A 25,391-nucleotide genomic window follows, 5' to 3' on the forward strand; every position below is an offset into this window, starting at 1 on the left:
CTTTTAAGCAAATTTAGCTAAAAATGAATCATGTTATTAAAGAATATATTTTGAAAAGCGATGTATATATCGCCATAAAATAAGTATTTAAATCGAATCAAAAGGGAATAGAAAAGATATTGGTAGAGCGTATTTGTGATGTCAATACCTCCATTATTTTGTATTTTTAAGTCAGCAAAATGTGGGAGCCAGCCCGTAGTAGTACTGCACGATACAAAGAAATACTGGGTATCGAAATTCCTGACACCAACAATTCACTAACCTTATTTTAACCATGCAAACCCAAAACGTCGAAGATCAGGCCCGTAAGGGCGATGAATATCTGATCAAAACGATTCTCTACCGACGAGGCATTCACGAGTTAACCCTGAAAGACCATATATATCCCTCTGCCTTAAGTGACTTTAGTTCCCCATCAAATTCCTATTCGGCTATAGCGGATGATAAAGCCCTGTCACAGATTGCCATTGACAGCTATATCGACCGGTGGACTTCGACCGAACTGAGACCAGAAGAGGCTGAGGGAACGGCCATGTATATTTACGATTATCCTGAGATTAATTCTCAGAACTTCATGTTGTACTATTTCGGAGTCCTTGACCAGGTATATGCTGCCATTGAAAGCTGCGCAGAACGGGCCGCTCAAAACTGGATCAAACGATGGAACCGTCCGTTGGGAAAAGACGAGTGGTTTGAACAACTTGGGCTAGAGTCGATAATGTTCAATCAGTTTCCTGAAAAATATGACCGGTATGATATTTATCATCGGGCCTGTTATTTGCTGGGGCAGGATGAAGCGTTACTGGCCACGACCAAAGCCGCATACGAGCAAAAACTACGTGAATACGTTCTTGATGAATCCCTGTCAGATTTTGACATAAAACAAGCTATCGCAGAAACGTCACCTACCCAAAAGGCTTTACTAAAAGTTTCCGACAATACGTTGAAAGTGCTCGAAAAGGCATTGGATAAGCTGGAAATTAAAGAAAAGGCCTGGACTGCTTACAAGAAACGGCAAGAGGCAGGTCTTCGGCTTAACCCCCACAACACTGACGCGGCAATCCGCAAAACCCTCTGGCAACAATTCAAACCGGCTCCTTATAAGGAAGCAGACCGCATCCGGAGCATCTGGACTTACTACGAAAAAGGACTGCCTAAAAACCGGGTACACCGGATTAGCCAGCTTATCAAGGGAGACCGGTTGAACCAGGTCAAAGACAACGGTTTTGACCTGGAGCTTTACCCGGTAACCCTGATTGGCGAAGATTTAACAGAAGAACCGGCCTACCTGGTCGAATTCCTTGCGGTCTCTCTGCCCGACGACGTATCGAACGAGGTCCATTTATTTACTCACCTTGCCGATGCGAAAGCCTGCTTCGCCTTCTACAAGGACCCCGATAAACATCGGAGTACAGATACGTTTAAGGCTTTTATCATAAAGCCCGATGGTGAAGAATCCAGTATGAGCGGGTGCAGGCTTGTAGAGGGAATGTATGTCCTTGCCCACGGTAAACCCCTGTTCGCCAAAGACCGGATCATCCGGGCTGGTATGCAGGTAGAGGCCGTTACTCAGCAGGTCGATCACAGTATGGATGAGTACGGCGATATGCGGCTGATCATGGCCGACCCCCTCCTGAAATCGTGCATCCTGACTATGGGCCGGAACGAAGATGGGTTCGACGTGCGGGATTATGAGCAGGAAACTATCCGCCGTCAGATCGCCAGCAAGCTCCTCCAGTTAACCAAATATGAGTGCTGGGAAACGGGTATCCGGTATTATAAACTTTCCAGCCGACTACCCGAACGCCTGTTTGGCTCTCTGAGTGGGGCCGGTATTGTGTGGTATCACGACACGGAGGTTGAAGAAGAAGGAAACTGGAAAGGCTGGTGTACCACTGACCTTTCAGGTCTGACACGCGCTCTTAGAACCGAGGGCTGGTCTTGTGATCAGGTCCATACTGCTTAAACCCTATAGAGAGCTAAGCAGACGAAGCAGGAGGGTCAAAATCCGGTGGCTTAGAGGGGAAGATATACGTTGGCTTTTCTTCCCCTTCTTCTGGCGGTAAAAGGCCATAGAGATGGGCTACGGACGGAATATCGTTCGACGGATCGGGCCACGGGACACCGGTTAAATCAGGGCTGAGTCCCAAGGCATCAGGTTTGTTTTCACTCAATAAAACGCGTCCGAAACCACCAGTCACCGCCGAAGTCAACCACCTCATCAATCGCTTTAACATTGCTTTATGAATAGGCCAATGTAAAGTGAGCCATGTGCGCCACTGCAAGCAGAGCCACCCATACCGATGGAAAGTGAGCCACCTGTGGATAAGTGGATTCGTGAAGCGTGAAAGTCTTTCTTTGTCCCGACAGTCTTTGACAACTGTCCGGGAAGAAGATGGCAAATACTCGAATCGCTATGTTCCAAATTCGTCGACTCATCGAACTGCGTTTACAAGGGGTTTCCAAACGCAATCTGGCGCGATTGCTGGCCATGTCCCGCAATACCGTCCAGCACTATCTGACACAATTAGAAGCCCATTTCCCGGACTTAGCAAGCTTGCTTGACTGGGATGATGCTCAGTTAAACCGCTTGTTAACCACACCGGTGCCTGCCGTCAGCAGGCATACTGAACTCATCGGCCTGTTTCCATCCTACGAACAGGAACTGGCTCGGCCGGGTGTCACCCGCCAGCAGCTCTGGCTGGAATACCGACAGCAATACCCCCAGGGCGTCCGCTATTCCCAATTCAATAATCTACTGCGTGCCTGGCAAGGCAGTCAGAAAGTGGTCATGCATTTAGAGCACAAAGCGGGAGAACAGCTATTTATCGACTTTGCGGGAGATAAACTGGAACTGACTGACACGGCTAATGGTCAAAAACGAACGGTTGACGTGTTTGTAGCTATCTTACCTTGTTCGCAACTGACCTATGTGCAGGCAGTTGATAGTCAACGGCAGGATGATTTTATCCATGCCTTACAGAGCTGTCTTCAGACACTAGGCGGTGTACCACAGGCCATTGTGCCCGACAACCTCAAAGCGGCTGTTACCCGGGCAGATCGTTATGAACCCACCATTAATCAGACACTACAGGACTTTGCCTCTCATTATCAGACAGTAATTTTTCCGGCCAGGGCCCGTAAACCCCGGGATAAAGCCTTGGTAGAGAATGCAGTCCGGCTCATCTACCAACGCGTTTATGCCCCCCTGCGGAACCAGAACTTTTATAGTCTATCGAGTCTTAATGAGGCTATTGCTCAGTTGGTAGACCAGCACAACCGCACCCCATTGCAGGCAAAAGGATATAGCCGTCAGCAACGCTTTGAACAAATAGAAAAGGAGCTGTTGGCAGGCTTACCCACTCAGGCCTATGAGTTACGGCATTATGCCCAGGCTAAAGTCAACCAAAACGGGCATGTGCAGTTGGTGGCTGATAAGCACTTTTACTCGGTGCCTTACCAGCTGATAGGCAAAGTGCTCAAACTGATTTATAGTCAGCAGACCGTCGAGCTTTATCACCACTATGAGCGGGTAGCTGTTCACCAGCGACAGGCTACCCCCAGTCAATACACGACCATGCGAGAGCATTTACATCCCCACCATCAGTGGCTTAGCCAACACTCGCCGTTGTTCTTTTGCGAACAAGCCAGCCAGATTGGCCCTTTCACACGCCAGCTAGTCGAGCAACTACTGGCTACGCACAGCTACGCCCCACAGGCTTATCGCTCATGCAGCGGTATCTTGTCGCTGGCCAAAAAGTATGGTAACGACCGACTGGAACGCGCCTGTCAACGCGCCTTGCACTTTCAAGCCACCAATTATCGCTTTGTGCGAACGATCCTGGAGCGGGATATGGATCGGCTGGAGCTGGATAGTCAACCGGCGGTCATAGCCCAATCAATCTTGACGCATGAAAACATCCGGGGTGCAAAAGCTTACCAATAACCTATAAATTAACTAAATATGAATAATCAAGCCACCTTAACGGCCATGCGTAAACTCAGTCTCTGGGGCATGGCCCAACACTTTGAGAGCCTGCTGCGGCTACCCCTGGATCACCACCCTACTACCGACATGGTAGTGGCTCAACTCATCCAGGCTGAAGATGCTAGTCGTCAGCATCGTAAAACACAGCGGGCCATCCGGGAGGCCCATTTCCGCTATCAGGCCGCTATTGAGGAAATCCACTATCTGCCGGATCGCAATCTGGATAAAAACCAGCTCCTTCGGCTGGCCGATCTATCATTCATCAATCGGGCAGAAAACCTACTCATTACGGGTGCTACCGGTTGTGGTAAGAGCTTTCTGGCCTCGGCCTTCGGGTATCAGGCTTGCCAAATGGGCCTTCGCGTAGCTTACTTCTCCCTACCGAAGTTGTTCCAGAAGTTACACTTAGCACAGGGTGATGGGTCGTATTTGAAAGAGATGACTAAACTGGAGAAACAGCAGTTGCTGATCCTGGATGATTGGGGCTTACAAAGCCTCTCGTTGGCGGAACGACTAACGCTGATGCAGATCATGGAGGATCGTCATGGCCGGAGTAGTACGATCATTACCTCTCAGCTACCCGTCAGCGCCTGGCATGACTATCTGGCCGATGCAACCTTGGCGGATGCCTTACTGGATCGATTGGTGCATCAGGCACACCGAATCGAGTTGAAGGGAGAATCCATGAGAAAACGGATGAAAGGGGAAGAAAAAAACAGACAATAACTACCTTTGTAACGCTTCATTACTACTTATCCACAAGTGGCTCACTTTCCATCGGTACACCTGGCTCACTATCATTGGCCTACACAGCTTTAAGACTATAAACGCAAAATAATAAAAATACAGGTATCCAAACAGTGCCAGGGTCTAAAAGGGAGCCAGCCCGTAATCTGGCTTGTTATCATGAAATCAATCCTGACTCTTTTAATCACAATCCTGGTTAGTCTCAATCTATCCGCTCAGACCAGCCAGTCTCTTCCTCCTAAGTACAGCAATACTTCGTTAATTGTTGATGATGCCGGTGTACTGAACGATACACAGGAAGAACAGCTATCAGTGTATATTAACAGCAGGCAGGCTGGAGCAGTCAGTATCATTGTACTAATCTGCGACATAACGAAGTACGGCTACGCCATAGATGAGTACAATGATCTGGCCGTCGCTTACTTCAATGCCTATGGTATTGGCCTGAAAGGAGCTAATAACGGCATATTGATCCTTCACGACCCAATACACCGGAAATTCTGCATCGCAACCGGTTATGGAACCGAAGGCATGATACCCGATATAACTGCCCGTCATATCTATCAGAACTGCATCCCCTACCTGAAAGCGAACGAATTTGAACAGGCTTACCGGACCGCCGTTGATGGGATCATGCTGGAGGTACAAAAGGAGGCTCCATTGGCACAACAGCAGCAAGACGTCCAGAAAAAGTATCAGGAAGTCCGTAAGCAGGAAATTCCCGATAGCCTAACTTTATTGTTGCTGTTGATCCTTGGTTTGCCAGGTTTGATGATATTGTATGGAAGAGGCTATCTCAACTTCATTGTACTATGGTATTATAGGGCGCTATGGATACCTGAAAAACAAAAAAAGCTGAAGACGAAACTTACTCAGCAGGAAAAAAGGATACCAGCGATTTCCATTAAGCGAACCGACCTGCCTGCCTGGATCGCCCCTAAAGGAGATGCGTTGTACCAGCAGATCCTAGAAAAGGTTGTGACCCTCAAAGCAGAAATCGACGGGTTGGTGAAGGGCTATCAATCTGACAGTTTGGAGAAGGATTGCAACAGACTGTATGAACAAATCAGCGTCTTAGCGGATGGGTATGAGTCTGACCTGAATGCGTTGTATCAGCAGGTGGAGACCATTGCAGAGGAAGCTCTTGCTCAATTCCCCCACATTACCAAATTAGCCAGTCAGATTGATCTGGCCACCAAAATATACCAGATACACGGCCTTACCCCACCCCGATTAGTAGTCGCCCATCAAACCTTGATTCTCCAGGACTTGGCGACTTTCCTCGGAGACCTCGAACGTACACTGGCGGTCAAAATCGCTGAAAACCCGGAAGAACTGCTATCCTATCTTCGTGAGCTGAAGCAGAGTCTAAACCACTATGTAGATACAGAATCTACAATCAGTCATGCTGAAAACCTTTGGTATGAGGTGGAAGATTGTAGGGCGAAGATTGTCGGTATCTATAAGAACGAGTCTTACCACCCGTGTCCGGAAATAGCCGACCTGCTTAAATTACAGGAACATCTGAACGCTGTTCCTAAAAGAACCCTGGTGGAGAACCTGGACACTTATCCTAAGGTTGCAGACCTGGTGAAAGTGGCCAAAGAGCAATTGAAACGTTGTGCAAACACCATTGAACAACACCAGAAACAGAAACAGAAACTTGACCGGCTCTTACTTGATCGAAGCGGAAGCGAAGCCTATCAATTGCTTTTAGACGAGTACAACAAAATCCGCAATGGTCCAGCCGGTAAAACATTACCGGAGTCGCTCCGTTCTCAGTTTCCAGAACTGCCCGACTGCGCTGCGTTCAATATCTTGCTGGAAACCGCAGTTCGGCAGAATGACATCCATCAGCAGGTAGAACTCAACCAAAATTATACGGATGGCTCCTTTGTCAAGGCCGGTAAAACGATTGAGCAAATTGACAGCCTGCTCTACAAAGCCTCCTCCCTGGCAGAAAGCCTGCATGAGCTACTGGTAAAGTTTGAATGGGCGAAAGGTAACTACAACCAGAGTAAAGCTACAGTCATGAAAATCCTGAGTGAGATTGACCAGACGTTGAAGCACTCGGATGTATCCGCCCAAACCCGCAACAAGGTCATCAATGCCCGGAATACACTTCTGGAACTAACCCGGCAGGAAACCGGCACAATGGTAAACTGGATCGACCTGACAACGCGCCTAACGGGTATTCAACAGGAAGTTGAGACCTTCAACCAGCAGATCGCGCGGGATATTAGTCAGGCAGAGAGTGATCGTCAGGCGGCAGAACGCCGTCGCCAACAGGAAGAGGATGACCGTCGAAACAGTTACCATTCCGGTTCATCATTCAGCACCTGGTCTTCAGGTTCTTCCGTGACAGACTATAGCAGTAACAATGACGGGGGTTCGACAGGAGGAGGTGGAGCTGGGGGCGACTATTAAAGCGACCACAAACTTGAAGACGGCTTTGCGCGAACCAACTTTAGCAATAAATCAATTGTTTTAGATTTGAATTTCATTTTTAGTAGCATCCCAAGAGGCAGAGCGTTCCGTTAATCGCTCACTGTACATGGCACCCGTCAAAACCATCAAAAACCCCCGGAAAATCAGAACAATAACTCATCCGGACTATACAAACTATTCACTGGAAGTACTGGACGTTGCCCAATACCCCAATGTGTCACCCGTTCAGAGCGTATGGATTTGCAGGGACAAAACCCGCATAGACAAATTAAGCGATTCACCTAAAAGGCTGGAAAAAACGATCCGGCAAGGCCTGAAAAAAATTGAAGAAATGGCGGGCAAACCTGCCCGATCTCCAGCTTAAGTACAGAGGGCAGGGCCTGATTTCCTCCTGCCGGACAATCGAATCAACAGGGTCAGAAAAGAACAGGCTTTGCGCGTGCGAACTTGTTATTGGGGGGGAGAAGAGCGATCTTTATAAAAGAAAAAACGAAGCCCCGGAGAGTTGCCAACCCCAAAAAAAAACGAAAACGGAAGATTCTTCCTTTTTTAATCGGGCCGGAATCGTGCAGTGTACCAGTGATGCCAGGGCAGGGCGTAATCTGACCAATGACATGCAACTTCCAATGTCTCCATTGACCATCGAGGGCGACAACAATGTGTTAGCGGGATACCCTCCGATACCTAAGCCAATGTTTGATCTGGCACTGGCAACCGGCGTGATGTGCGAAGCGGTCGAAGATACCATGCTGGACACGGACGAGACCCCAATCATTCTCAAACCCGGGAATATTTACCGGTTTGATTCAGGCCGTATGGTCTATATCGTGCGGGTTGAAACCGATAACCGGCTGTATATGATTGACCGGGACGGCCAGGTCGCGCAACAGGTGATCACCAATCCCCAACCCGACAGAATTTTGGATACCCGAATGACGGTCGGCAGTGAAAGCCAGAACCCGGAATTACTCGCACTCATGCACAAGGATGGGATTTTTCAACCCCATTTCGCGCTGGCTGAAAAGACCTTTGAGGGCCGTAATTAATTCGTACACCAAACCCATTCACCAAACCAATAACACCCAATAACCTTGAAGAATAAATCTGCTTTTGATGCCCATACCGGCATATGTTATGTTCCCGAAAACACCACCTCTGTCGAAGAGGGCGGATACACCTACCGGGACTTTCTGGAACTGACCGGTGGTGATTTGCAACTGGCCGAAGAGGTCTTTGATCTATGCGAAGGCCAGCAACCCGCCGACGTATTGGCCGTACTGGAAACACTCCCTCCCGTTGCCGCGCGGCTGTCTCTGAAAATGGTCAACCTGAAACGGGAACTGATCACCACAATTCTGTCAGGACTGGCGACGGGGCCGCAGCCGCTCCTGCTGTTTTCGGTGGAGGGCAAGGATCGACTTCTTCTGGGTGCTACCTATGCGGATGATTCCATCCTGGATTACATCACCTGTCTGGGTGTTGACCGGGCCGAAGACGGAGCGGTAACCGGCGCAACGATCTACTCGCATTTCGGCAACCAGTTATCGCTGGAGCAGCTACAGATTAATGACCTGTTTAATCTGGTTTCCCACCTGCCCCAGGCCTGGGACGGAGCCGTAGAGGTATCGGATACAACACGGGTCTTTGGCACCTTTGAAAATACAACACGGGCACTGGAAGAACTGTACGCACAAAAGGCCTATCTGGAACTAACAAACCGGGATGCAACACTCGGTATCTACGGCCACCAGCTTACGGGCAGCTATAAAGACCAGACCAGTAAGACCGTGTACGTTCACATTCAGATTGGGGGCGTTCTCGAAGAACCGGAACCCAGTTTTGACGGTAGCTGGCACTATGAATAAGCATTTCAAGTTGGAACGCCTACAGGCCGGCGAGACCTTTATTACCTGCGAAAAGGGCAATTCGATGCTACCGCTGATTGCATCCGGCCAGAAACACCGGCTGGCTCCGGCTACGGTCGAAAACGTGGCAGTCGGTGATATAGTGTACTGCAAGGTGAAAGGGCAGTTCTACACCCATAAGGTCGTCGCCACTGACCCCCGCAAGGGTTGTCAGATTGCCAACAACAAAGGGCATGTCAATGGGTGGACACGGGCCATTTACGGAAAAGTAACCGAGATTCTTTGATCACTCGCTCAGGCGAATCACGCAGAACGAAAAAAAATGACGAACCTACCCAATCCTTCCGGGATATTGGAGACCCGGCCTGACGCAGAACGACCCAAACTCGTACTACATACACTGGTGCTGAGTGTACGCCAGATGATGACCCTGGTGGGTAATGCCTGGGGAGATGATCTGTTGTTACAGTATCACGAAGGCCCCTTGACGTTTACGTTCAACCCCGACAACAGTGCCGAAGAAGCTCACCAACGCCTGATCGAGCGCATGAGAGCGACTTCGCTTTCCCTGCGAACCTTTGCCGATAACCCCCGGGATTTACCCAGGATTCAGTACCGGCGCACCGTTGATGCGACCGTTTTCTGGCTTCGGTTTTTCAAAACGAATAGCATCGCCATCACCCTCGAAACCCCATTCCCTGCATGGATTAGAGGGACCGTGCCGCCCCTGATTTCCTATTTTACCGGGGAAGCAAACTGACAGCAGCGATTTTAAAACAAAGAAGCCGACAACGGTTCTACCGGTTGTCGGCTTCTTGCATATCCGCCACGGCAGATCGGTCGATGGGCCTATTTTTTCAGGGCCGCAACCGGGGTTTTCACCCGTAACGGGCGCGGCAGGCTACGCACGACCGCCGACAGCCACGCCCCAAAGGCAGAAGGCAACAGCAGTACTCCCCATCCTTTCAGAAGCACCACGACGAATCCTTCCCACGAGTTCATCACCAGTACCATCTGATTGACGGCCAGCTCTCCGGTCGGATCACCGGGATTGGCCAGAATCAGATTTACCTGACCGGCAATGTATTGCCGAAGTGGCTCCGAAGAAATAAACCCATGATAAAGAAACAGGTGGATCACCACCAGCGCATAGGTAAAGAAAGCGGTAGCCACCGCCGATTGAAAGGCTGTTCGAAAGTTCCATTGCCCGGTTTGCCCGAAAAAAGAGGCTTCATTGTCGAGGGCAACGGCCATTCCGCCCCCTAATACCAGGGCCAGAACATAATCAAGGGGCCAGTAAGTCGGGGCCGTTAGCCCGGTTGTGTACAGACCGATACGCATTAATATCTCCACTCCCGCCGATACCAACCCGACCTGCCAGATTGTCTTTCTCATAAACTTTGCCCCAGATTGAAAAGACTGGAGCACCAAAGTTAAAACAATCGTTTTATTTACAAAAAACAAGCCAATCAACAGGGTCAAAAAAGGGCGGTGTTGGAGGGGTTCAGATTGCCGGAGAGTGAGGGGAGCCGTATCTTTACTATACGATCACACAAGGCCAGATCCGGGGCGTAATCACGGATACTACATAAATGGAAACGACACTACAAGCAACTGCCCTAACTTCCTGTCGTCGGGAGCATGGAGACTCCTATTGGCAAATCAGCCTGTTTTCTTATCCCGATGCGCCCGATGCTTACCCCATCGGCTATGAGGCTGTCGCCCGGCTGGATGGTAAGGACTACGATAAAACCATCATTCCGGGCGACAGCGGTCTGATGGGCGGCTTCCGGCAAGAGTGGGACGCGTTATGGTCAGCGCATAACTGGGTATCCAAGTGGTTGAAGGAGGCAGAAATGGGCGGGGATGATACACGCGAATCGCCCCTGTTGCTGGAACTGATCCGGCTGTTCAGCCCCTATTATGGGTTTAAAGGGCCATTCAGTTTTAATCGCCACAACTGTTGTATCAATCCCGAGGTGCTGACGCTGAAGGAGAACAAGGTTGAGATCGAAATCAGTCTGGCAGCAACCCCCGCTGGTCAATGGGGATTTGGCTTTTCCGTATCGACTTCCAACGCTGGCCATAGCTTCAGCGTTTCGGGAAAAAGCTGCACCTATGGAAGCCGTGAGGAAGCGTTGCACCATGCCGTGCAGTATGGCAAACAGAGCGGGCTGGTCATTGAGGCCCGTGCGACGACGCTACTCGACAAACTCATCGGGAAAACCGTTCAACTATCCCTGTTCTAAGGTTCCAACCGGCATCCTGAACGGAAAAACATCAATCTTTGTCCCATGTACACGCTACAGTTCCATCTTCAGATTACCCCGGCCAACGAATCCGGGAGGGTTCTGGCCCGGATCAACGGTCAGCCACTCGACCCCGGCCCTTCTCAGGCCATCAGCAATCATAGCCCGGACGGATTCGAGTACGGCTACGGTGGTAGCGGTCCCGCCCAGCTTGCGTTGGCAATCTGTCTGTTTGCCTTCGGCAACGCCTTCAAAGCACAGGCCGTTTATCAGGATTTCAAGCAGCTTTATGTGGCCGCATGGCCCCAGGGCGAACCTGTCGATGTACAGCTTGACCTGACGGATTTTATGCTGGACCGGATGGACCGCCTGCATGAAGCCACCACCCGGGAGCAGGAAGATGATGACATCATCGGCAACGATTTACTCGAATCGGCCTATACTCTCCTTCATCCAGAAGAAGAACCCGTTCCGGATCGCTCCACCCGGCAACGGCCCCTGCCCAAGGCCCGGTATCAGCCCGGTGATGTGGTGCAAGTACTGCGCCCATTCTTTGGGGAAGCCCCGCTGACAGAGGCAATTGTCTATCATGTTGACGAGAGTGGATACATTTACCTGCTCAATGCAAACGGGATTGATCTGGGGGCGTTCGGAGAGGATCAACAGGATGAAACCATGCTTACGTTTGTGCGGTCAACCCCTGATTTCTCGTATGATTTCCGTTCCGTCAGTTATCTGGAGCAGGATATTCGGAAGGGGGTTTTTAAGGGGCACTTCCAGTGCTGACTCCTACGGGCCAGCGCCGGGCGATTATCCATCATAATCATATTGCTTTATCTGGATAGAACGCCCCGTTGGTGTTGGCTAACCAAAAGGGGTAGCCAGTCTCATCACCAGGACTGGCTACCCCTTTAATCAAGGCAAAATGAGCCATTTTATACCATTCCAACAGGTTAACAACCGGCTCCCATTTTGACACCTGTTACATCAAATCCGGTTATTGACCCTGAAAGGCGGTAAAAAAGCCCAATACTCAAAGATATTGTTAACTTATTGATATTCAAAGGAAAATAGTAATTTTTGCAAATTTTAACCCAAAAAAGGCCTTGCCAATAGATTCCACAATCATTAGATTAATAGTTTGATTTATTTTTTTTATTTTTAAGCCCTAAAAGATCATAAATGATATGACAGCAAGGGCAACTAATCAATTATTAAGGGGTGAGGAAGCGGAACCCTTCCGGGACCAGATCGTCATTCTGGAAGAACTCAGGGCTTTAATCCCACCACTTTCCGCCGAAGAGCTGGACCAGCTTGAAAAAAACATCATCGACTACGGTTGCCGGGAAGCCCTTATGTTGTGGGAAACGACCGCCGACCAAATCGGTGAGGAAGGAGACCAGCCCCGGCTGGTTCTGATTGACGGCCACAACCGGCATGGCATCTGCGAAAAAAATAACCTCCCCTACAACATCTACATTCAGTCGTTCGGGTCGATGCAGGATGTCCGGGACTTTATGATTGACAACCAGCTTGGTCGCCGGAACCTCACCCCCGAGCAGCAGAAATACCTTATCGGTCTCAAATACAAATCCCTCAAACAACGCAAGGGCACCTACGAACGGAAAGCCAAACCGGTCGAAGCGGAACCCGAGGCAGACGAGTCAGGATTCGGCATCGATTCCGAAGCCACCGTGGAGGAATCGCTAACTGAAACACCTTCGACCGGCGACGGATTTACCAAATCGGATTCGGACGATCCGTTCATGCAGGTGGGTCAGACCTTTGCCGATTCCGACAAACAGGCACCGCTGTATGAAAACCCGGGGGCATCTTCGGACTGGCTCGATGCCCGGGACGAAGACGATATTCTTGTGGCCCGGTTCAACCGCGAAGCCAACAGTGGCCGGAGCGGTTCGGGCTTTGGCTCCTCAGCCAAAAAGGGCGGGGGCAAGCTGAAATATCCCGAATCCGAGGAGTCGTTAGCTGCCGACGAGAACGAAAAAGGCCGAAAAAAGGGGAAAGGCAAAAAAAACCATGATCCCGAGGACAACACGACCGCCGAACAGCTCGGCAGGGAACATAAAATGTCGGGCAAATCGGTCCGCAAAAACGAGAAGTTTGCGGATGGTGTCGAGCGCCTGGACCCTGAGTTTAAAACGAGCGTACTCAGCGGCAACAAAAAAGGCATTACCGAAAAACTTGTTACCCTGGGTTCCCTGCCCGATGTACCGGAAAAAATCCGCGATGAGAATGAACTGGATGAAGTGCTGAGCGCACATGGGATCAATCCGACTGGGCACAAGGCAGAAGCGCCGATGTCCGCAGTGGTTCAGGAACTGCTTAAGAATCTGGAAGCCATAGTCAAAAAGTTCAGAAAATCCTCTCCGACCCTTGATACGTGCGAGGAACTTTCCTCAGCGGTCGATGCGCTCCACCAGCAGGTCTTTCTGGAAGGTGGCAGAGCTTCCTCCCCGGATGAAGACTCGCCGGATGGGCTGATTGAGAACGAGTCAGACGACAATAACGATCAGGAGCAGGAGGCTGATACTGATCCCTCAACTTCTGACGACGAGGAAGACACTCTGTAGACACTTTCGTAGCCGCCGGGAAACCCCGGTGGCTATCAGCCTCCCCGCTCTATCCTGTTCAACCGCTTCAACTACGGCCAAACCAACCACAATGGTGCAGACCAACCTAATCATACTCTTAACCCGCGCCGGCACCATCGAGCTTGCTCACGAGCGGGTGTGGGAGCAGCTCAATACCATACCCGATCTCCAGAAAGCCACCATCAGCGCCGGGAATACGCGCATCAACGAAGAGCAGACCCGACCGCTGACGCAGCAGGAACTCCAGGCGCTCACGCTACCCCACGATGTAGTGAACCAGGAACTCAACAGTACGGTGATGACCCTGTTGAATGCGTTCAAAACGGACCAGAATACCGAACAGATTGCCGGTATCGGAAAGCAGTATCTGGCTCTCTATAGCCACCAGAAACCAGAGGACAGCCTGGTCATCAACCTCGAAACGAAAGGCCGGGATCTGCCTACCCAGGTACAGGTAACCACTGAATCCTGGTTTCAGGTCTGGCTCTATCTTGTATACGTGCCTAAACAAATCATCCTCTGATCCCTCCTAAAGACCCTCTCTTTGGGAGAGACAACCGTACCAGAATTGTATGCAGAACCTAACGATCTTTACTGACCTCTGCGTTGCCCGGTTTACGTTCCTGCGAACGTTCACCGGCATACTGTTGACGTTTACCATTAAAACTTATACTAAGGCAGAACTGCATTCATTGTTCGCAACGCAACAGGCTATTCTGTGGGCTACAGGCCCGGCACCGGCCCTGGCACTCCATCGGTACAATACCTGGGCTAAAACGCCCCTTGAAGCCGCCGACCTTTCCATTTATTGCACCCCAACCGGGGAAGTGTCGTACCAGATCGGTAACGAATGGCTTTCACCAATGCTGTTTGGGGACATTACCCGACTGTCGATTCCGACCACCCGGCAGACCCGGCTAATTCGCCGTCACTATGCCGGCAGCTATTTGCTGCTCTGAAAACCGGGACGACAAAAAAAAATTTCTGCCGTGACAGTGCCCTTTTGCAAAGCCTGTAGTCTAAGAAACAATTCCCTGACAAGACAACCGCTTGCCGATCCGGTCAATTAACCCATCAGTAAGGGGGCAGTCTGCCAGCAGAATGCACAACCGGGAAGCAGTATTGGGATACGATAAACCCACTTTTTTTAGTTCAGCTTTTTTACGATCTGTTCGTTATCTTTTACTCTTAATAAGCGTTCGGCCATGCGAAAAAAAACATACATTTACAGTATCCCAAAACAGGGTAAGTATAGACCACCCAACGGGGTAAACCCACCAGAAAAAAACAACCATGATTCCAACCAACCTCATTGCTACGCAACCCGGCCCACAGGCCGCTTCCTGCGTTAGATCGCCCGGGCGGGCGCTCTCATAGAAGATCCATACAATCAATCGTGCAAAAACTAAACCGGCAGGAAAATGGCCGTACTACATTTTCACCCATATGACCAAGCAAACTCAACTCAAAACGATGCCCAACGCTCCCTTTGCTGCACTGTCAGGTGAAATTCAGGCATTTTTGTCTCCGTTCCAGGCAAGTATCTATCAACGGTTGAAACAAGCCATACTGGCCACCCAAAAGAGGGCATTTTTGTTTCCACTGGTTGAATCGGATTATGACATTGATTTTTTTGTTTCGCTGCGGGCCATTCCAAACCCCGATTCGGAAGAACCGATCCTACAGCTTTATACTGGCGAACGAAACGCCCTTTGTCTGGAAGACCTCAAAATCAACCAGCTCAACGATTTAGCCTGGCAACTCGCGAATGCCTACAACGGGGCGGCAAAAGTACTGGCTACCACGACCAGAAACGGCAAGAAAACCGGCTACAGTGAAACCACCCACGATGACGTAGATGATGCGTACTCGTTTATCTTCGAGCAACTCGAATACTTCGAAGAAAACGAGCAAAGCTATCCCTATCTGCGGGCCGAATGGGCAGGGATCAATGTGTCTGTTATGTACGGACAATCCGTGCATAACTACCAACGGGTTAAATTCGAGATTGAACCAGCTCTAGGGATTTATCACCCCGGATTTACAATACCCTGCCCCCATACCCTGTCTACCCGAGACATCGTTGACCGACTTCCGGGAAAGAATTCAAAAACCCCGGACTCCCTGCTCTGGACCCTTGGCCAGCAGATCCGCAATTAAATTCTTTTACACTAAACCCGCTGGTTTGAAGCCACGTAAAAAAACCTGCATTATCAGCAGGTCTATTTATTTAAAAAATTATCTACTTAAAATAGATTTGCTATTTACGTGCAGGGCTTGGTGCAAGAAGCCCTGCCAATGCACCTACAGCTGCGGACCCAAGAGCAGTAAGTATAGTAGGGACATTTTTATCATCAATATTTGCACCGGTAGCAACACGCCAGACTATTCCCGTAGTGATAATAAGTATTACTAAACCCAAAGATCCCACAACAATCCGATAAACCCAGTTGTCAGGCAAGCTGGAGGTGTCCTCAATTTTATTTAAAGCCCCTAAAGGATCTTGTTTAAATGCATCCTGAAGTTGAACATTATTAGCAAGAAGACTTTTAAACTCCTGAAGATTCTGTGCTTTATATTCCATATTATGACAATTAAATACGTGTTACATAACATTAGAATGTGTTTGGGAATATTATAAATTGATATACAGGATATTAGTCTTTAAATCGAGTTGCTGTGCAAAATTAAATGTGGTGGCGGCTAAATCAGGAAAATGAAGCAAAAGAAAGGGGATCGTCGCATCTTTGCAGTGACTAAACAGTAAAGAGTTGATAAAACAGTACAGTAGACTGTCCGATCCCCAATGGGCAGCAATTTCGGGATTTTTTGATCATAAACGCAAGCGAAAACACGATTTGCGGACAATTATAAACGCTTTACTATACATTTTGCGTACGGGCTGCCAGTGGCGGAATTTACCGGATTGCTTCCCTCCCTGGCAAGCTGTGTACTGGTATTTTTCACAGTGGAAAAAGCAAAACCTACTCTCATTAATTAATATTCATTTGAACCAACTCGACCGGAAACGGGAAGGTAGAAATGAAAATCCATCCGTTTTTTGTATTGATAGCCAGAGTGTTAAGCTTTCGCCAATGATTTGTGAAGACCGTGGGCTTGACGCCAACAAAAAAGTAAATGGTAGGAAACGTCAGCTTTTAGTGGATACCAGTGGCCGGATTTGGTATGCCTTTGTTCATGCAGCGAATATGGCTGATGGGCAAGCTGCGTTAAATCTGAGTGCTGAGCTTACTGAGCAAAATTGCCGTTTAGAAAAGATATATGGCGATCAAGCCTACAATGGTGTTTTTGCAGAAGGCATTAAGTATTTAGGGCTTAAATTTGAAAAAGCGTCGCGGTCTGAATCTCAAAAAGGATTTGTTCCTGTGGCTAAGCGGTGGGTTGTAGAACGGACAATTGCATGGACAAATTTCTTTAGAAGAACGACGAAAGATTATGAACATACTGTATCGTCTACCATGAATTGGTTAACACTGATCAATATTCAAATTATACTACAACGCATTGATTTATAAGGGGGTAATTATTCCCAAACATATTCTTAGATTTGTTGCAAAGGTGATAAATGGCTAGTTAGTCAAAAAGAAGTTCCAAATGCTTGCGCAAACAACCATAGATAACTCGTAAAGCTGAATATTGTATGTGCGTAAACGATCACTCAAATAATGGTAGCGTTTTAAGCCCCCTATTGCATGTTCAACATAAAACGAATCAATCAAGTACTCTGCGCTCAAGTTGAAGTCCTTAAAGAAGTCAGCCAGATAATAAAACAACGCGCTCAGCGTGTGGGTCAGTCGATGCAAACTTCGGTTGAAGGCAGACTTTTAAAGTATTACAACTCCTTGTCTTTCAGACATATAGCACATAACCGAAGCCTGATTCCCTTCAAAGAAGCGGGTCGATTAGTTTGCAGGAGCTAGGATGATTAGTTTTCAGAAAAAGTCATCCAGAAATCGGAGCGCCGAAGCGACAGTAAATTGCCAACACTTTTTCAAACATAGCCAGAGCGGGTTATCAATGTTTTCGTACCTCAAAGGTACGCCTAATCTACGCTATGTCTTTTTTGTGTTCGTATTACCCTCTTTCATGCAACTTAGATTAAAATAGTAAAGAAAAAACTGGACCTAAACCTTAACTATTGTTCTCAGGGTCATCAGGGTCATTAGGGTCATCAGGGTCATCAGGGTTATCAGGGTCATCAGGGTCATCAGGGTCATCAGGGTCACTTTCAGATGATGGCCCATGTGAGCTTGTAGGATTATTATTACGACCAGGATTTGTACCATTTTGACTATGAGTAGTAGGATCTTCAAATGAATCACCTGAATCACCTGTAGTTTGGGGTGTGATAGAAACTTCGGTCCCGTAAGAACTTGGGGTCTGATTCATTTGCATTCGCATATAATATCGCGCTCTACCAGCAATCTCCCTCAACCTTTCAGTGAAAAAATAGCCCTGATTTATCCATGTATTATCCCTTGGATCATCCCCATAAGGAGGTTTGAGAAGCGCCGTCAAATTAAAAGTGATCTCAGATGATGTTCCAGCTAACATTTGAGCAACACCAGCACCTATTTCTGGAATGGGTCTTGGTAATCCCATAACTTTTGTAATAACACCAAAGTGCCAGTTACCAAAATCCTGCAAAAAATAACCCTTTTGCTTAAAATCCCAATCACTCTTATTACTGACCTTCGCAATCAATTGCCCAATACTAACCCATTTCCAAGCTTCTCTCATGTTTGAAGGTACATTAACCTTAGAAGGTACGACCACAGGGACCTGTGAGAGAGCCTGTTGCTTAAAACTGGCATCCCAAAAATCAATATCGGGAACGAACTGCCTGAGTAACTCCATTCTATGATCAGTAAAAGCTTCCTTGATCCATTCTTCGTTTTTATTTCTTTTCTTTAAAAAATATACAGAATATTCTGGATCATTGTTATGGACTAATAATGCAAACTCGTTAATGGTAAAGTTTTTATCCAGACTATTTATCTCAAAGTTTATAACTTGATGTTCCTGAATAATATCAGAAGTAAAAACAGGAAGTCGCATTGACGTTGAAGTTTAGATTAGTAATATCAAATTCACAGAGTAGTCAATGGTATACCTACAAGTTTAAACTCAAGTAAAATTGTTTCAATACTATTAAATTGTTCAGAAGATACTGTCTTGGTTAACTTTATTGTAAACACATCACTAGAGGTCGCACTTATTATTCCTGCATTAAATAGTGATAAAATGCCACATATATCAACCGGTCGATTTGAAAGTATATTTTCCACCCGACCTAAATGGCAAACAGGAATTTTGCTTTGATCAACTGAGTTAGTATCTTGGGAATAAACAGTTTTAGCTGGAAATTTTAAGCCTATAGTCCACGGAATCATTCCTGCTTTCCCTAAAATTGTTGCACTTACCCCCCTAAAGCGGATATTCTTATGAGATTTTATGTCGTCAATTAAAATTGAAAAACTTACATTTGATGTTTCAAGTTTATTCCAGTTCGAAGCTAGTATATCACGAAGAGATATAACATAAGTAAATAACTGATCCCGTTGTTGATAAGCTGATAAATAAGCTATGGCATTCCGTGACCAATCTACAATTTTTGAAATAGTATCAAGAGTTATATCACCTTCAGTTTCAGGAATATCTACTTTATAATTATATATCTTCCTGAGACCTTCACTTGCTTTTTTTAATCTTATAACTGCATTCAGGTAATTTGACTCAATTTTTTTTATTGGTTCATATATAAGGTTACTATATGTAATCTTAAACCATTCAAAGTTAATTTTAAAATTATCAACCCTATTTTGATAAATATTTTCATTATAATCTATATCCTCATGTGCCCATTTAGCTAACAAATCGTTTGAAGATATAGCATAATTTATTTCCTCTAATTGCGTAGCAACTTCCTCATAATTTTGTTCTGATCTATATCCATCTACTGAATTTTTAGGGAAAACATTTTCTACTGTTTTTGCAGCCTCAGAAGCTTTCTCAAGAAATGATTTTTGATTTCTAAGTGAATCACCCTCCTTAGTTAAAATATGATAATTTCTATGGAAAGCATTAACTTGTGGCGGTGTTTTCAGAGCGTTTCCAGCCTGCCGATTATCATCTAATCTAAGGATATTCCCTTCAGAAATAAAACCTTGAAGTAGCGAATTAAAAGTATATCGTAAATTAATTAATTCCTTGGCATCTGCTATGCACTGTTCGATTAAATCAGTACCTTGATTCAATAAAGGATCAGTCTGCCAATAACTGAGTTCAGGATATTCACTATTTGATTTTACTTTGAAATTACTTAACAGGGGCTCCTGCAAATCTAAAATATTTAGATTAATCCCAAATTGATCTGCCATTATTTAAAGAAGTTTAAATGTTAAATTCAGAATTAACAAACCTGTTTTTTATTATAATCACAGCTTTAAACAAGCTAAATCATTTAACTATTATTTTCGAATGAAATTGTTTAAAACTTGCGACAACCAAGGCATATCTTTTTCGAAGCAGTACATTAATATACACTTCACATGCTTTAGTACACATCAGGCTGTTTATTTATAATTGCAATTAATATACTTTAATTCTATAATAAAACGGGAAAAATACCCTTTTTTATAAGTAAGTTTTTATTAACAAATTGTTGTCTCCTTAATAAATATTAAAATAATTTATTGTATATATTATATATATCCTATATACCATATAAATCCCTAAGGCTTAACAAACAATACAATTCTGATAATAAGTTACCTATATCTATATATCTTTAACGTTCAAAGTACTTTTAGGTATTATTTACATTCAATTGTAACACAGACATTAACCGTGATATTGATTGAGTATTGCAATCCACTTGACAAACTAAAAGTATGAGCATTCAAAAAAAAGAATTTTGAAGGTCAGAGTAAATTTTCAATCATTCAGATAAAAATGATGTCAGGCTTTATCGACTGGAGTAAGGAAGATCAAAAACGATACAGGTAAACCACTGGCCCTGATAGAGTCTATTTCCGTAGATTTACAAATAGAAAGTGTAGTATCATCAACGGAAGATGTTAAAATTTATACTATCGGCAGAAAAGAAGTATGGGTAAAAAAAGTTAACATATCGCTCAATTTTATACTTGGATGGTAAATGGAAAAGGTGTGATTCAAATGGTCCTACATTTGAAATAGTATTTCTTTATTTCTTGGAGAATAAGTACTTAGGAAAAATAGCCAGTTAGTTGATTTCGACTTAAAAATGTAAGCCATTCCTAGTAAGGGCTAATTCCGTACATAACTACCAACGGGTTAAATTCGAGATTGAACCAGCTCTAGGGATTTATCACCCCGGATTTACAATACCCTGCCCCCATACCCTGTCTACCCGAGACATCGTTGACCGACTTCCGGGAAAGAATTCAAAAACCCCGGACTCCCTGCTCTGAACCCTTGGCCAGCAGATCCGCAATTAACAGCATACAATACCCTACCCATACACTGTGATCCGACCTGCGTAACCCCCAGGTTTTTCTGCACCAGCCAAGCCGCAGAAACGAATCAACAGGGCTACAAAAGACTGACTAACAATTGCTTGTGCTTTAGCTTGCCGCCAAATTGTGGTAATTTCAGGAAACAAAACCCACCGTCTGCCGAGGCAGACGGGTACGCTGCCCATCATGGATACACTGTTTCCCAACCCCTGGCCAATAATCGTTTTCTATGGTTTAGGGGTCGATAGTACGGCCCTGCTTATTGACCTTAAAAACTGCGGCATTCGTCCGACGACCATTCTGTTTTCCGTTGTTGGCAACGAGAAACGCAGCACCTATGCCTAAAGGTATGGGCTGGAAGCTGGGACAGTAACCCCGGCATAATCGCCTTGAGCTGGGAGCCGCTTGCCAGTCCGGACGGACAAACGGTTTGCTCAGAGAGTCCAATCAACTAATTTTGGTCAACATGAAAAAAGAACAATTACAGCGTTTAGTCGATCAAAGCGACTTATCCGGCATTCCGAAGAATGTCATGACGGGTTTTCTGGAACGCAGCCACGAGGCCTTCCAGCGAAGCCAGCAGGACCGGGAACTGATCGAAGCGGTCGCCCGTGAAAAACGAGTTGAGGAGGTGGTTGTATCCACCGATGAAGTAAAGATTTATACCGTAGGAGGCAACCATAAGTGGTCAGTTAACTATCCCTATCGCAGCATTTTTCGCGATCAGAACGGGACCTGGAAAAATGGCAGCAGTGTCAGTCCCACACTGGAGATTGCTTTCCTGGATTACCTCCAAACCAAGTATCTGGGGATGAATAGTCAGTTTGCTCAGTTTGCCGTAAAAATGCTGGGAATCCCCCCGGAACAAGCTGAATTGAAGGGGTAGCAGGGGCGGTTTTAAATCAATCAAAAGGGAAAATAAAATGTTGATATTAAGTCGTTTACGATTGTTTTTGCCCGCTTTTAAGGCTATCTTTATGCTATGGAAACGACAAACACAACCCAAACCAAAGAGACGCTGATTGACCTGGTAATCGGGTCGATCAAGGACGATTTAGTCCAAGGGGATGAAACGGTACTGGACGAGTTGCTGGGCATGGTGCCAAGCCCCAATCTTATTATGTCCTTACCAGAAGAAGTCTGGCCGGAGTTGGGCGGGGTATCACCTGAATACCAGGGCCGGTACGGGAAAATAAATGCCGCCTTCGATGCCCTGAAAGAAAACATGAATGCTGCCATTAAGGAGGTAGCGAATCGGTTGGCTGACCGGGAACTGTTCGTATTTACCAGTGACCCTCACGGGTATCTGGATATGGTTGAATCAAACAATGCCTTAGAATTGGGGGATTGTGAAAGTGTTCTGATAAACTTTGCCCCCGCTGTCAGCTATGATAAAGTATTTGGCCTTTGTAACCGTGGCCCACTCGTCGAACGGTTTTCCGGCTCAGTTTCATTAGCCGACCTGAATGAAATGTCTCTGAACGATAAATATGCTTTTCTGGAGCTGATTGACGCCCCGCCAATAACCGTCACCCTATCGGAAATGCTTTGGGCTACCGTCCCCGAATGTAGTGTTTTTGATGTAGAGCCGGTGGCGGCTCCCTAAGCGTACCTCCCTCAATCCGCGTAAAAACGAAGCGATCCGGTGGCGTTACAGCCGGTACTGCGTATGAACTCACTCTTTACTGCGGTGGCCCTCACGCCCCGTGAACACTCCTTTCCCCTGCTGGTGAACGCCGGTTCAGTGGGTGCCGCTCTAACGGCCTGTCTCGCTTTTGGTTTTGTCACGGCAGACGTAGACCTCATCCCCGTTTGCCCCCGTCAGCCAAGTGGCGCATTTCTGAGCGAAGACGGGACGACCGGCTTTTTTACCAATGGAGCCAGTATCCACCCGGTTTCGTCAGACAGCTATCTGGACCAGATAGAAGAACGGCTGAATGCCTTGCGAACGGAACTCATCGGAAGCATTCAGCTTCAACTGGTTCCCCTGAAAACCGATCAACTCATTCTGTTTACGCGGAAGCCGCAGGGATTCCTTTCGGCCCTGACGCAAAAAGAGCCGCTGAGCCGCCAGGGGTTTGAATACGTCCACCTGTTGCCCGAATGGGCAGAGCAGGGCGAACAGATCATCGGGGCATCCGACCGGGGGCCGCTGGTGCTGGACACAGCAAAAGCAACCCTATCGGTGATCGAGCCAGAGGATATACCGACCGATGCGCTCATGCCTCTGCTGAGCCGGTTGCTTGTCTACGCGCCAACGAGGGTCCACGCCCCCCACTGGGAAGGTGCGTTGTCGGGATAAATCCGGCCAACCTACCGCCCTCCCCCCTGCCGCTTTTGCGGCCCCACCCCTATTCATCCCTCTGATTATGCAGTTATCCTATCAGCAACAAGCCATTGTCAGTTCTGGCAGTGATGCAAAAATTAATGCCGTCGCCGGAGCCGGTAAAACAACCACGCTCCGCGAGTATGCCCGGAAACGTTCCCGGCAACGGCTTCTTTATATTGGGTTTAACCGAACCGTCAAAGATGAGGCGATCAACACCTTTCTTAAGCATGGCATATCCAACACCCGAATCGAGACGGCGCATTCGCTGGCGTATTCGGCCACGATGAAGGGGGGTAAGCAGAAGTTAAGGGCCAATGGCTACAAAACAGCGGAACTGGCCGAACTCATGACTTTTCAGGGCACGACCCAGGATCGTCTTGCCGTAGCCAACCACGTCGGCAAGTTTATCACACTGTTCTGTAACAGCACGGCCCGGAAAGTGCAGGAACTGAACTACCTGGACTTTGTGAGTGACAAACAGGCCAGGCAGTTCGTTGAACTTCACTACGGAAGTATTCTCACCAATACCCGGCTCATTCTGGAGGGGATGCTCCGGGGCAAGTTCGAGGTCATTCATGACTTTTACCTCAAACTGTTTCAGTTGGGAAATCCCGTGCTGGATTACGATGCCATCCTGTTTGACGAAGGGCAGGATGCTTCACCCGTCATGCTCGACGTGTTTCTGCGGCAGTCCGGGACAAAGGTCATTGTGGGTGATTCGCATCAGCAGATTTACGGCTGGCGCTACGCGATCAACTCGCTGCGGCTTGTCGATTACCCGTCATTTGATCTCAATACGTCTTACCGCTTTCCGGGCTATATTGCCCAACTGGCTTCGTCAATTCTACAGGTCAAGAACCAGTTTGGCATCAAAACACCCATGCTCGAAGGCAATGGCACCAATGAGTCAGTCCGTGGTCAGGCCGTAATCGGTCGAACAAACGTGGGCATTCTGGTTAAAGCCATTGAGTACCTGATTGAAAAGGCAGAAATTGACTCCCTGTATTTCGAAGGCAATTTCAATTCGTATGTGTACTCGGATGCCGGAGGGTCGCTGTACGATGTGCTCAATTTGTTCTTGTGCAAGAACGGCCTGATCCGAGATCCGCTTATTGCCAGTATGGGCACATTCCGGGACTTACAGGACTACATTGAACTGACCGAAGACCGGCAGCTTGCCCTGCTGGTGGAGGTGGTTCAGAAATACGGGAACGACCTGCCAATGTACCTGGCCATCATCCGCAATCACCTTAGCCCCAGCCGGGACATGGCTGACTGCATCTTTTCGACTGTCCACCGGTCGAAAGGGATGGAATACCGTTCCGTGGAAATCTGTGATGATTTTGCCGGGCCTGACGATATTGAGAAAGTCATTGCCTATACCATTGCCAATGGCCATGATGCCGAGTCCGTATTGGAAGAGGTCAACGCCCTGTACGTAGCGGTAACCCGCACGACGCGCAATCTGAAAATTCCGACCCGGCTGGTGCCAGCGGATTTCGTACCGACAACGCCCCATATCGAACTGATTGAGAGTAAAAGCGCTGGTTCAGGGGCGAAACAAATTGAGGATCAATGGAATCAGTCGCCCAACCGTTGGCTTGGCTCACCGGCCAGATCCTGAGTGCCCCCC

Annotated in this window: 26 protein-coding genes; 21 read left to right on the forward strand and 5 right to left on the reverse strand. The window is 47.4% G+C overall.

Translation table 11 applies throughout. The annotated features are described in order from the left end of the window. Positions 1-274: 274 nt before the first annotated feature. Positions 275-1,966 carry a hypothetical protein gene (locus AC23NW_RS22310; protein ID WP_487452153.1) on the forward strand — a complete coding sequence of 564 codons (1,692 nt, stop codon included), beginning with the start codon at positions 275-277 and terminating at the stop codon, positions 1,964-1,966. A gap of 13 nt (positions 1,967-1,979) precedes the next feature. Here the strand turns inward: AC23NW_RS22310 and AC23NW_RS22315 are convergent, their stop codons facing one another. Further along, positions 1,980-2,222, reverse strand: coding sequence for a hypothetical protein (locus tag AC23NW_RS22315; protein ID WP_487452155.1), 243 nt, complete (start codon positions 2,220-2,222; stop codon positions 1,980-1,982). Positions 2,223-2,416: 194 nt separating this feature from the next. On the opposite strand from AC23NW_RS22315, the gene istA reads away from it, so the two are divergent. The 8 genes from istA (at position 2,417) to AC23NW_RS22355 (ending at position 9,808) form a co-directional block, all read left to right on the forward strand. Then, positions 2,417-3,946 carry an IS21 family transposase gene (istA, locus tag AC23NW_RS22320; protein WP_487452157.1) on the forward strand — a complete coding sequence of 510 codons (1,530 nt, stop codon included), beginning with the start codon at positions 2,417-2,419 and terminating at the stop codon, positions 3,944-3,946. Positions 3,947-3,964: 18 nt separating this feature from the next. Continuing rightward, positions 3,965-4,714 carry an IS21-like element helper ATPase IstB gene (gene istB, locus AC23NW_RS22325; protein WP_487452158.1) on the forward strand — a complete coding sequence of 250 codons (750 nt, stop codon included), beginning with the start codon at positions 3,965-3,967 and terminating at the stop codon, positions 4,712-4,714. Between the two features lie 180 nt (positions 4,715-4,894). Beyond that, positions 4,895-7,162 (forward strand): TPM domain-containing protein, encoded by a 2,268-nt coding sequence (locus tag AC23NW_RS22330; RefSeq protein WP_487452160.1) that lies wholly within the window; start codon positions 4,895-4,897, stop codon positions 7,160-7,162. Between the two features lie 127 nt (positions 7,163-7,289). Further along, positions 7,290-7,547 (forward strand): hypothetical protein, encoded by a 258-nt coding sequence (locus tag AC23NW_RS22335; protein WP_487452162.1) that lies wholly within the window; start codon positions 7,290-7,292, stop codon positions 7,545-7,547. Next, entirely contained in the window at positions 7,507-8,229 is a 723-nt protein-coding gene (locus tag AC23NW_RS22340) for a hypothetical protein (RefSeq protein WP_487452164.1), read from the forward strand. Before AC23NW_RS22335 ends, AC23NW_RS22340 begins: the two co-directional genes overlap by 41 nt. Before the next feature lie 45 nt (positions 8,230-8,274). Beyond that, a complete protein-coding gene (locus AC23NW_RS22345) occupies positions 8,275-9,048 on the forward strand; it encodes a hypothetical protein (RefSeq protein ID WP_487452166.1) in 774 nt (257 codons plus the stop codon). Further along, positions 9,041-9,334 (forward strand): hypothetical protein, encoded by a 294-nt coding sequence (locus AC23NW_RS22350; RefSeq protein ID WP_487452168.1) that lies wholly within the window; start codon positions 9,041-9,043, stop codon positions 9,332-9,334. Before AC23NW_RS22345 ends, AC23NW_RS22350 begins: the two co-directional genes overlap by 8 nt. A 36-nt stretch (positions 9,335-9,370) precedes the next feature. Further along, entirely contained in the window at positions 9,371-9,808 is a 438-nt protein-coding gene (locus AC23NW_RS22355; RefSeq protein WP_487452170.1) for a hypothetical protein, read from the forward strand. An 89-nt stretch (positions 9,809-9,897) separates the two neighbouring features. Here AC23NW_RS22355 and AC23NW_RS22360 read toward each other — a convergent pair whose 3' ends face one another. Beyond that, positions 9,898-10,443, reverse strand: a complete 546-nt coding sequence (locus AC23NW_RS22360) for a hypothetical protein (protein WP_487452172.1) — start codon at positions 10,441-10,443, stop codon at positions 9,898-9,900. 197 nt (positions 10,444-10,640) lie between these two features. Here AC23NW_RS22360 and AC23NW_RS22365 point away from each other — a divergent pair, with 197 nt between their 5' ends. The 6 genes from AC23NW_RS22365 (at position 10,641) to AC23NW_RS22390 (ending at position 16,069) form a co-directional block, all read left to right on the forward strand. Continuing rightward, positions 10,641-11,297, forward strand: coding sequence for a hypothetical protein (locus AC23NW_RS22365; protein WP_487452174.1), 657 nt, complete (start codon positions 10,641-10,643; stop codon positions 11,295-11,297). 45 nt (positions 11,298-11,342) lie between these two features. Further along, positions 11,343-12,083: a DUF6166 domain-containing protein gene (locus AC23NW_RS22370; protein ID WP_487452175.1), complete on the forward strand. Its 741-nt coding sequence runs from the start codon at positions 11,343-11,345 to the stop codon at positions 12,081-12,083. A gap of 401 nt (positions 12,084-12,484) precedes the next feature. Next, positions 12,485-13,888, forward strand: a complete 1,404-nt coding sequence (locus AC23NW_RS22375; protein WP_487452177.1) for a hypothetical protein — start codon at positions 12,485-12,487, stop codon at positions 13,886-13,888. A 91-nt stretch (positions 13,889-13,979) separates the two neighbouring features. Continuing rightward, positions 13,980-14,432: a hypothetical protein gene (locus AC23NW_RS22380; protein WP_487452178.1), complete on the forward strand. Its 453-nt coding sequence runs from the start codon at positions 13,980-13,982 to the stop codon at positions 14,430-14,432. Between the two features lie 49 nt (positions 14,433-14,481). Then, positions 14,482-14,868 carry a hypothetical protein gene (locus AC23NW_RS22385; protein WP_487452180.1) on the forward strand — a complete coding sequence of 129 codons (387 nt, stop codon included), beginning with the start codon at positions 14,482-14,484 and terminating at the stop codon, positions 14,866-14,868. Between the two features lie 487 nt (positions 14,869-15,355). Next, positions 15,356-16,069 (forward strand): hypothetical protein, encoded by a 714-nt coding sequence (locus tag AC23NW_RS22390; protein ID WP_487452181.1) that lies wholly within the window; start codon positions 15,356-15,358, stop codon positions 16,067-16,069. Positions 16,070-16,169: 100 nt separating this feature from the next. Here AC23NW_RS22390 and AC23NW_RS22395 read toward each other — a convergent pair whose 3' ends face one another. Further along, entirely contained in the window at positions 16,170-16,493 is a 324-nt protein-coding gene (locus AC23NW_RS22395; protein WP_487452183.1) for a hypothetical protein, read from the reverse strand. Between the two features lie 187 nt (positions 16,494-16,680). On the opposite strand from AC23NW_RS22395, the gene AC23NW_RS22400 reads away from it, so the two are divergent. Then, positions 16,681-17,445 (forward strand): IS5 family transposase, encoded by a 765-nt coding sequence (locus AC23NW_RS22400; protein ID WP_487452184.1) that lies wholly within the window; start codon positions 16,681-16,683, stop codon positions 17,443-17,445. 616 nt (positions 17,446-18,061) lie between these two features. Here AC23NW_RS22400 and AC23NW_RS22405 read toward each other — a convergent pair. Further along, a complete protein-coding gene (locus tag AC23NW_RS22405) occupies positions 18,062-18,988 on the reverse strand; it encodes a hypothetical protein (protein WP_487452185.1) in 927 nt (308 codons plus the stop codon). A 32-nt stretch (positions 18,989-19,020) separates the two neighbouring features. Beyond that, positions 19,021-20,310 (reverse strand): hypothetical protein, encoded by a 1,290-nt coding sequence (locus AC23NW_RS22410; protein ID WP_487452187.1) that lies wholly within the window; start codon positions 20,308-20,310, stop codon positions 19,021-19,023. A 1,305-nt stretch (positions 20,311-21,615) separates the two neighbouring features. On the opposite strand from AC23NW_RS22410, the gene AC23NW_RS22415 reads away from it, so the two are divergent. From AC23NW_RS22415 to AC23NW_RS22435, 5 genes are all read left to right on the forward strand, one after another. Next, entirely contained in the window at positions 21,616-21,774 is a 159-nt protein-coding gene (locus tag AC23NW_RS22415) for a hypothetical protein (RefSeq protein ID WP_487452189.1), read from the forward strand. 121 nt (positions 21,775-21,895) lie between these two features. Beyond that, positions 21,896-22,315, forward strand: a complete 420-nt coding sequence (locus AC23NW_RS22420; RefSeq protein WP_487452190.1) for a hypothetical protein — start codon at positions 21,896-21,898, stop codon at positions 22,313-22,315. A 96-nt stretch (positions 22,316-22,411) separates the two neighbouring features. After that, the gene (locus AC23NW_RS22425; RefSeq protein ID WP_487452191.1) at positions 22,412-23,035 is read left to right on the forward strand and encodes a hypothetical protein; all 624 of its coding nucleotides are present in this window, start codon (positions 22,412-22,414) and stop codon (positions 23,033-23,035) included. Between the two features lie 63 nt (positions 23,036-23,098). Then, positions 23,099-23,731, forward strand: coding sequence for a hypothetical protein (locus tag AC23NW_RS22430; protein WP_487452192.1), 633 nt, complete (start codon positions 23,099-23,101; stop codon positions 23,729-23,731). A 67-nt stretch (positions 23,732-23,798) separates the two neighbouring features. Further along, a complete protein-coding gene (locus AC23NW_RS22435; protein WP_487452194.1) occupies positions 23,799-25,382 on the forward strand; it encodes a UvrD-helicase domain-containing protein in 1,584 nt (527 codons plus the stop codon). Positions 25,383-25,391: the final 9 nt, after the last annotated feature.

The organism is Arsenicibacter sp. R0_47 (assembly GCF_057652235.1).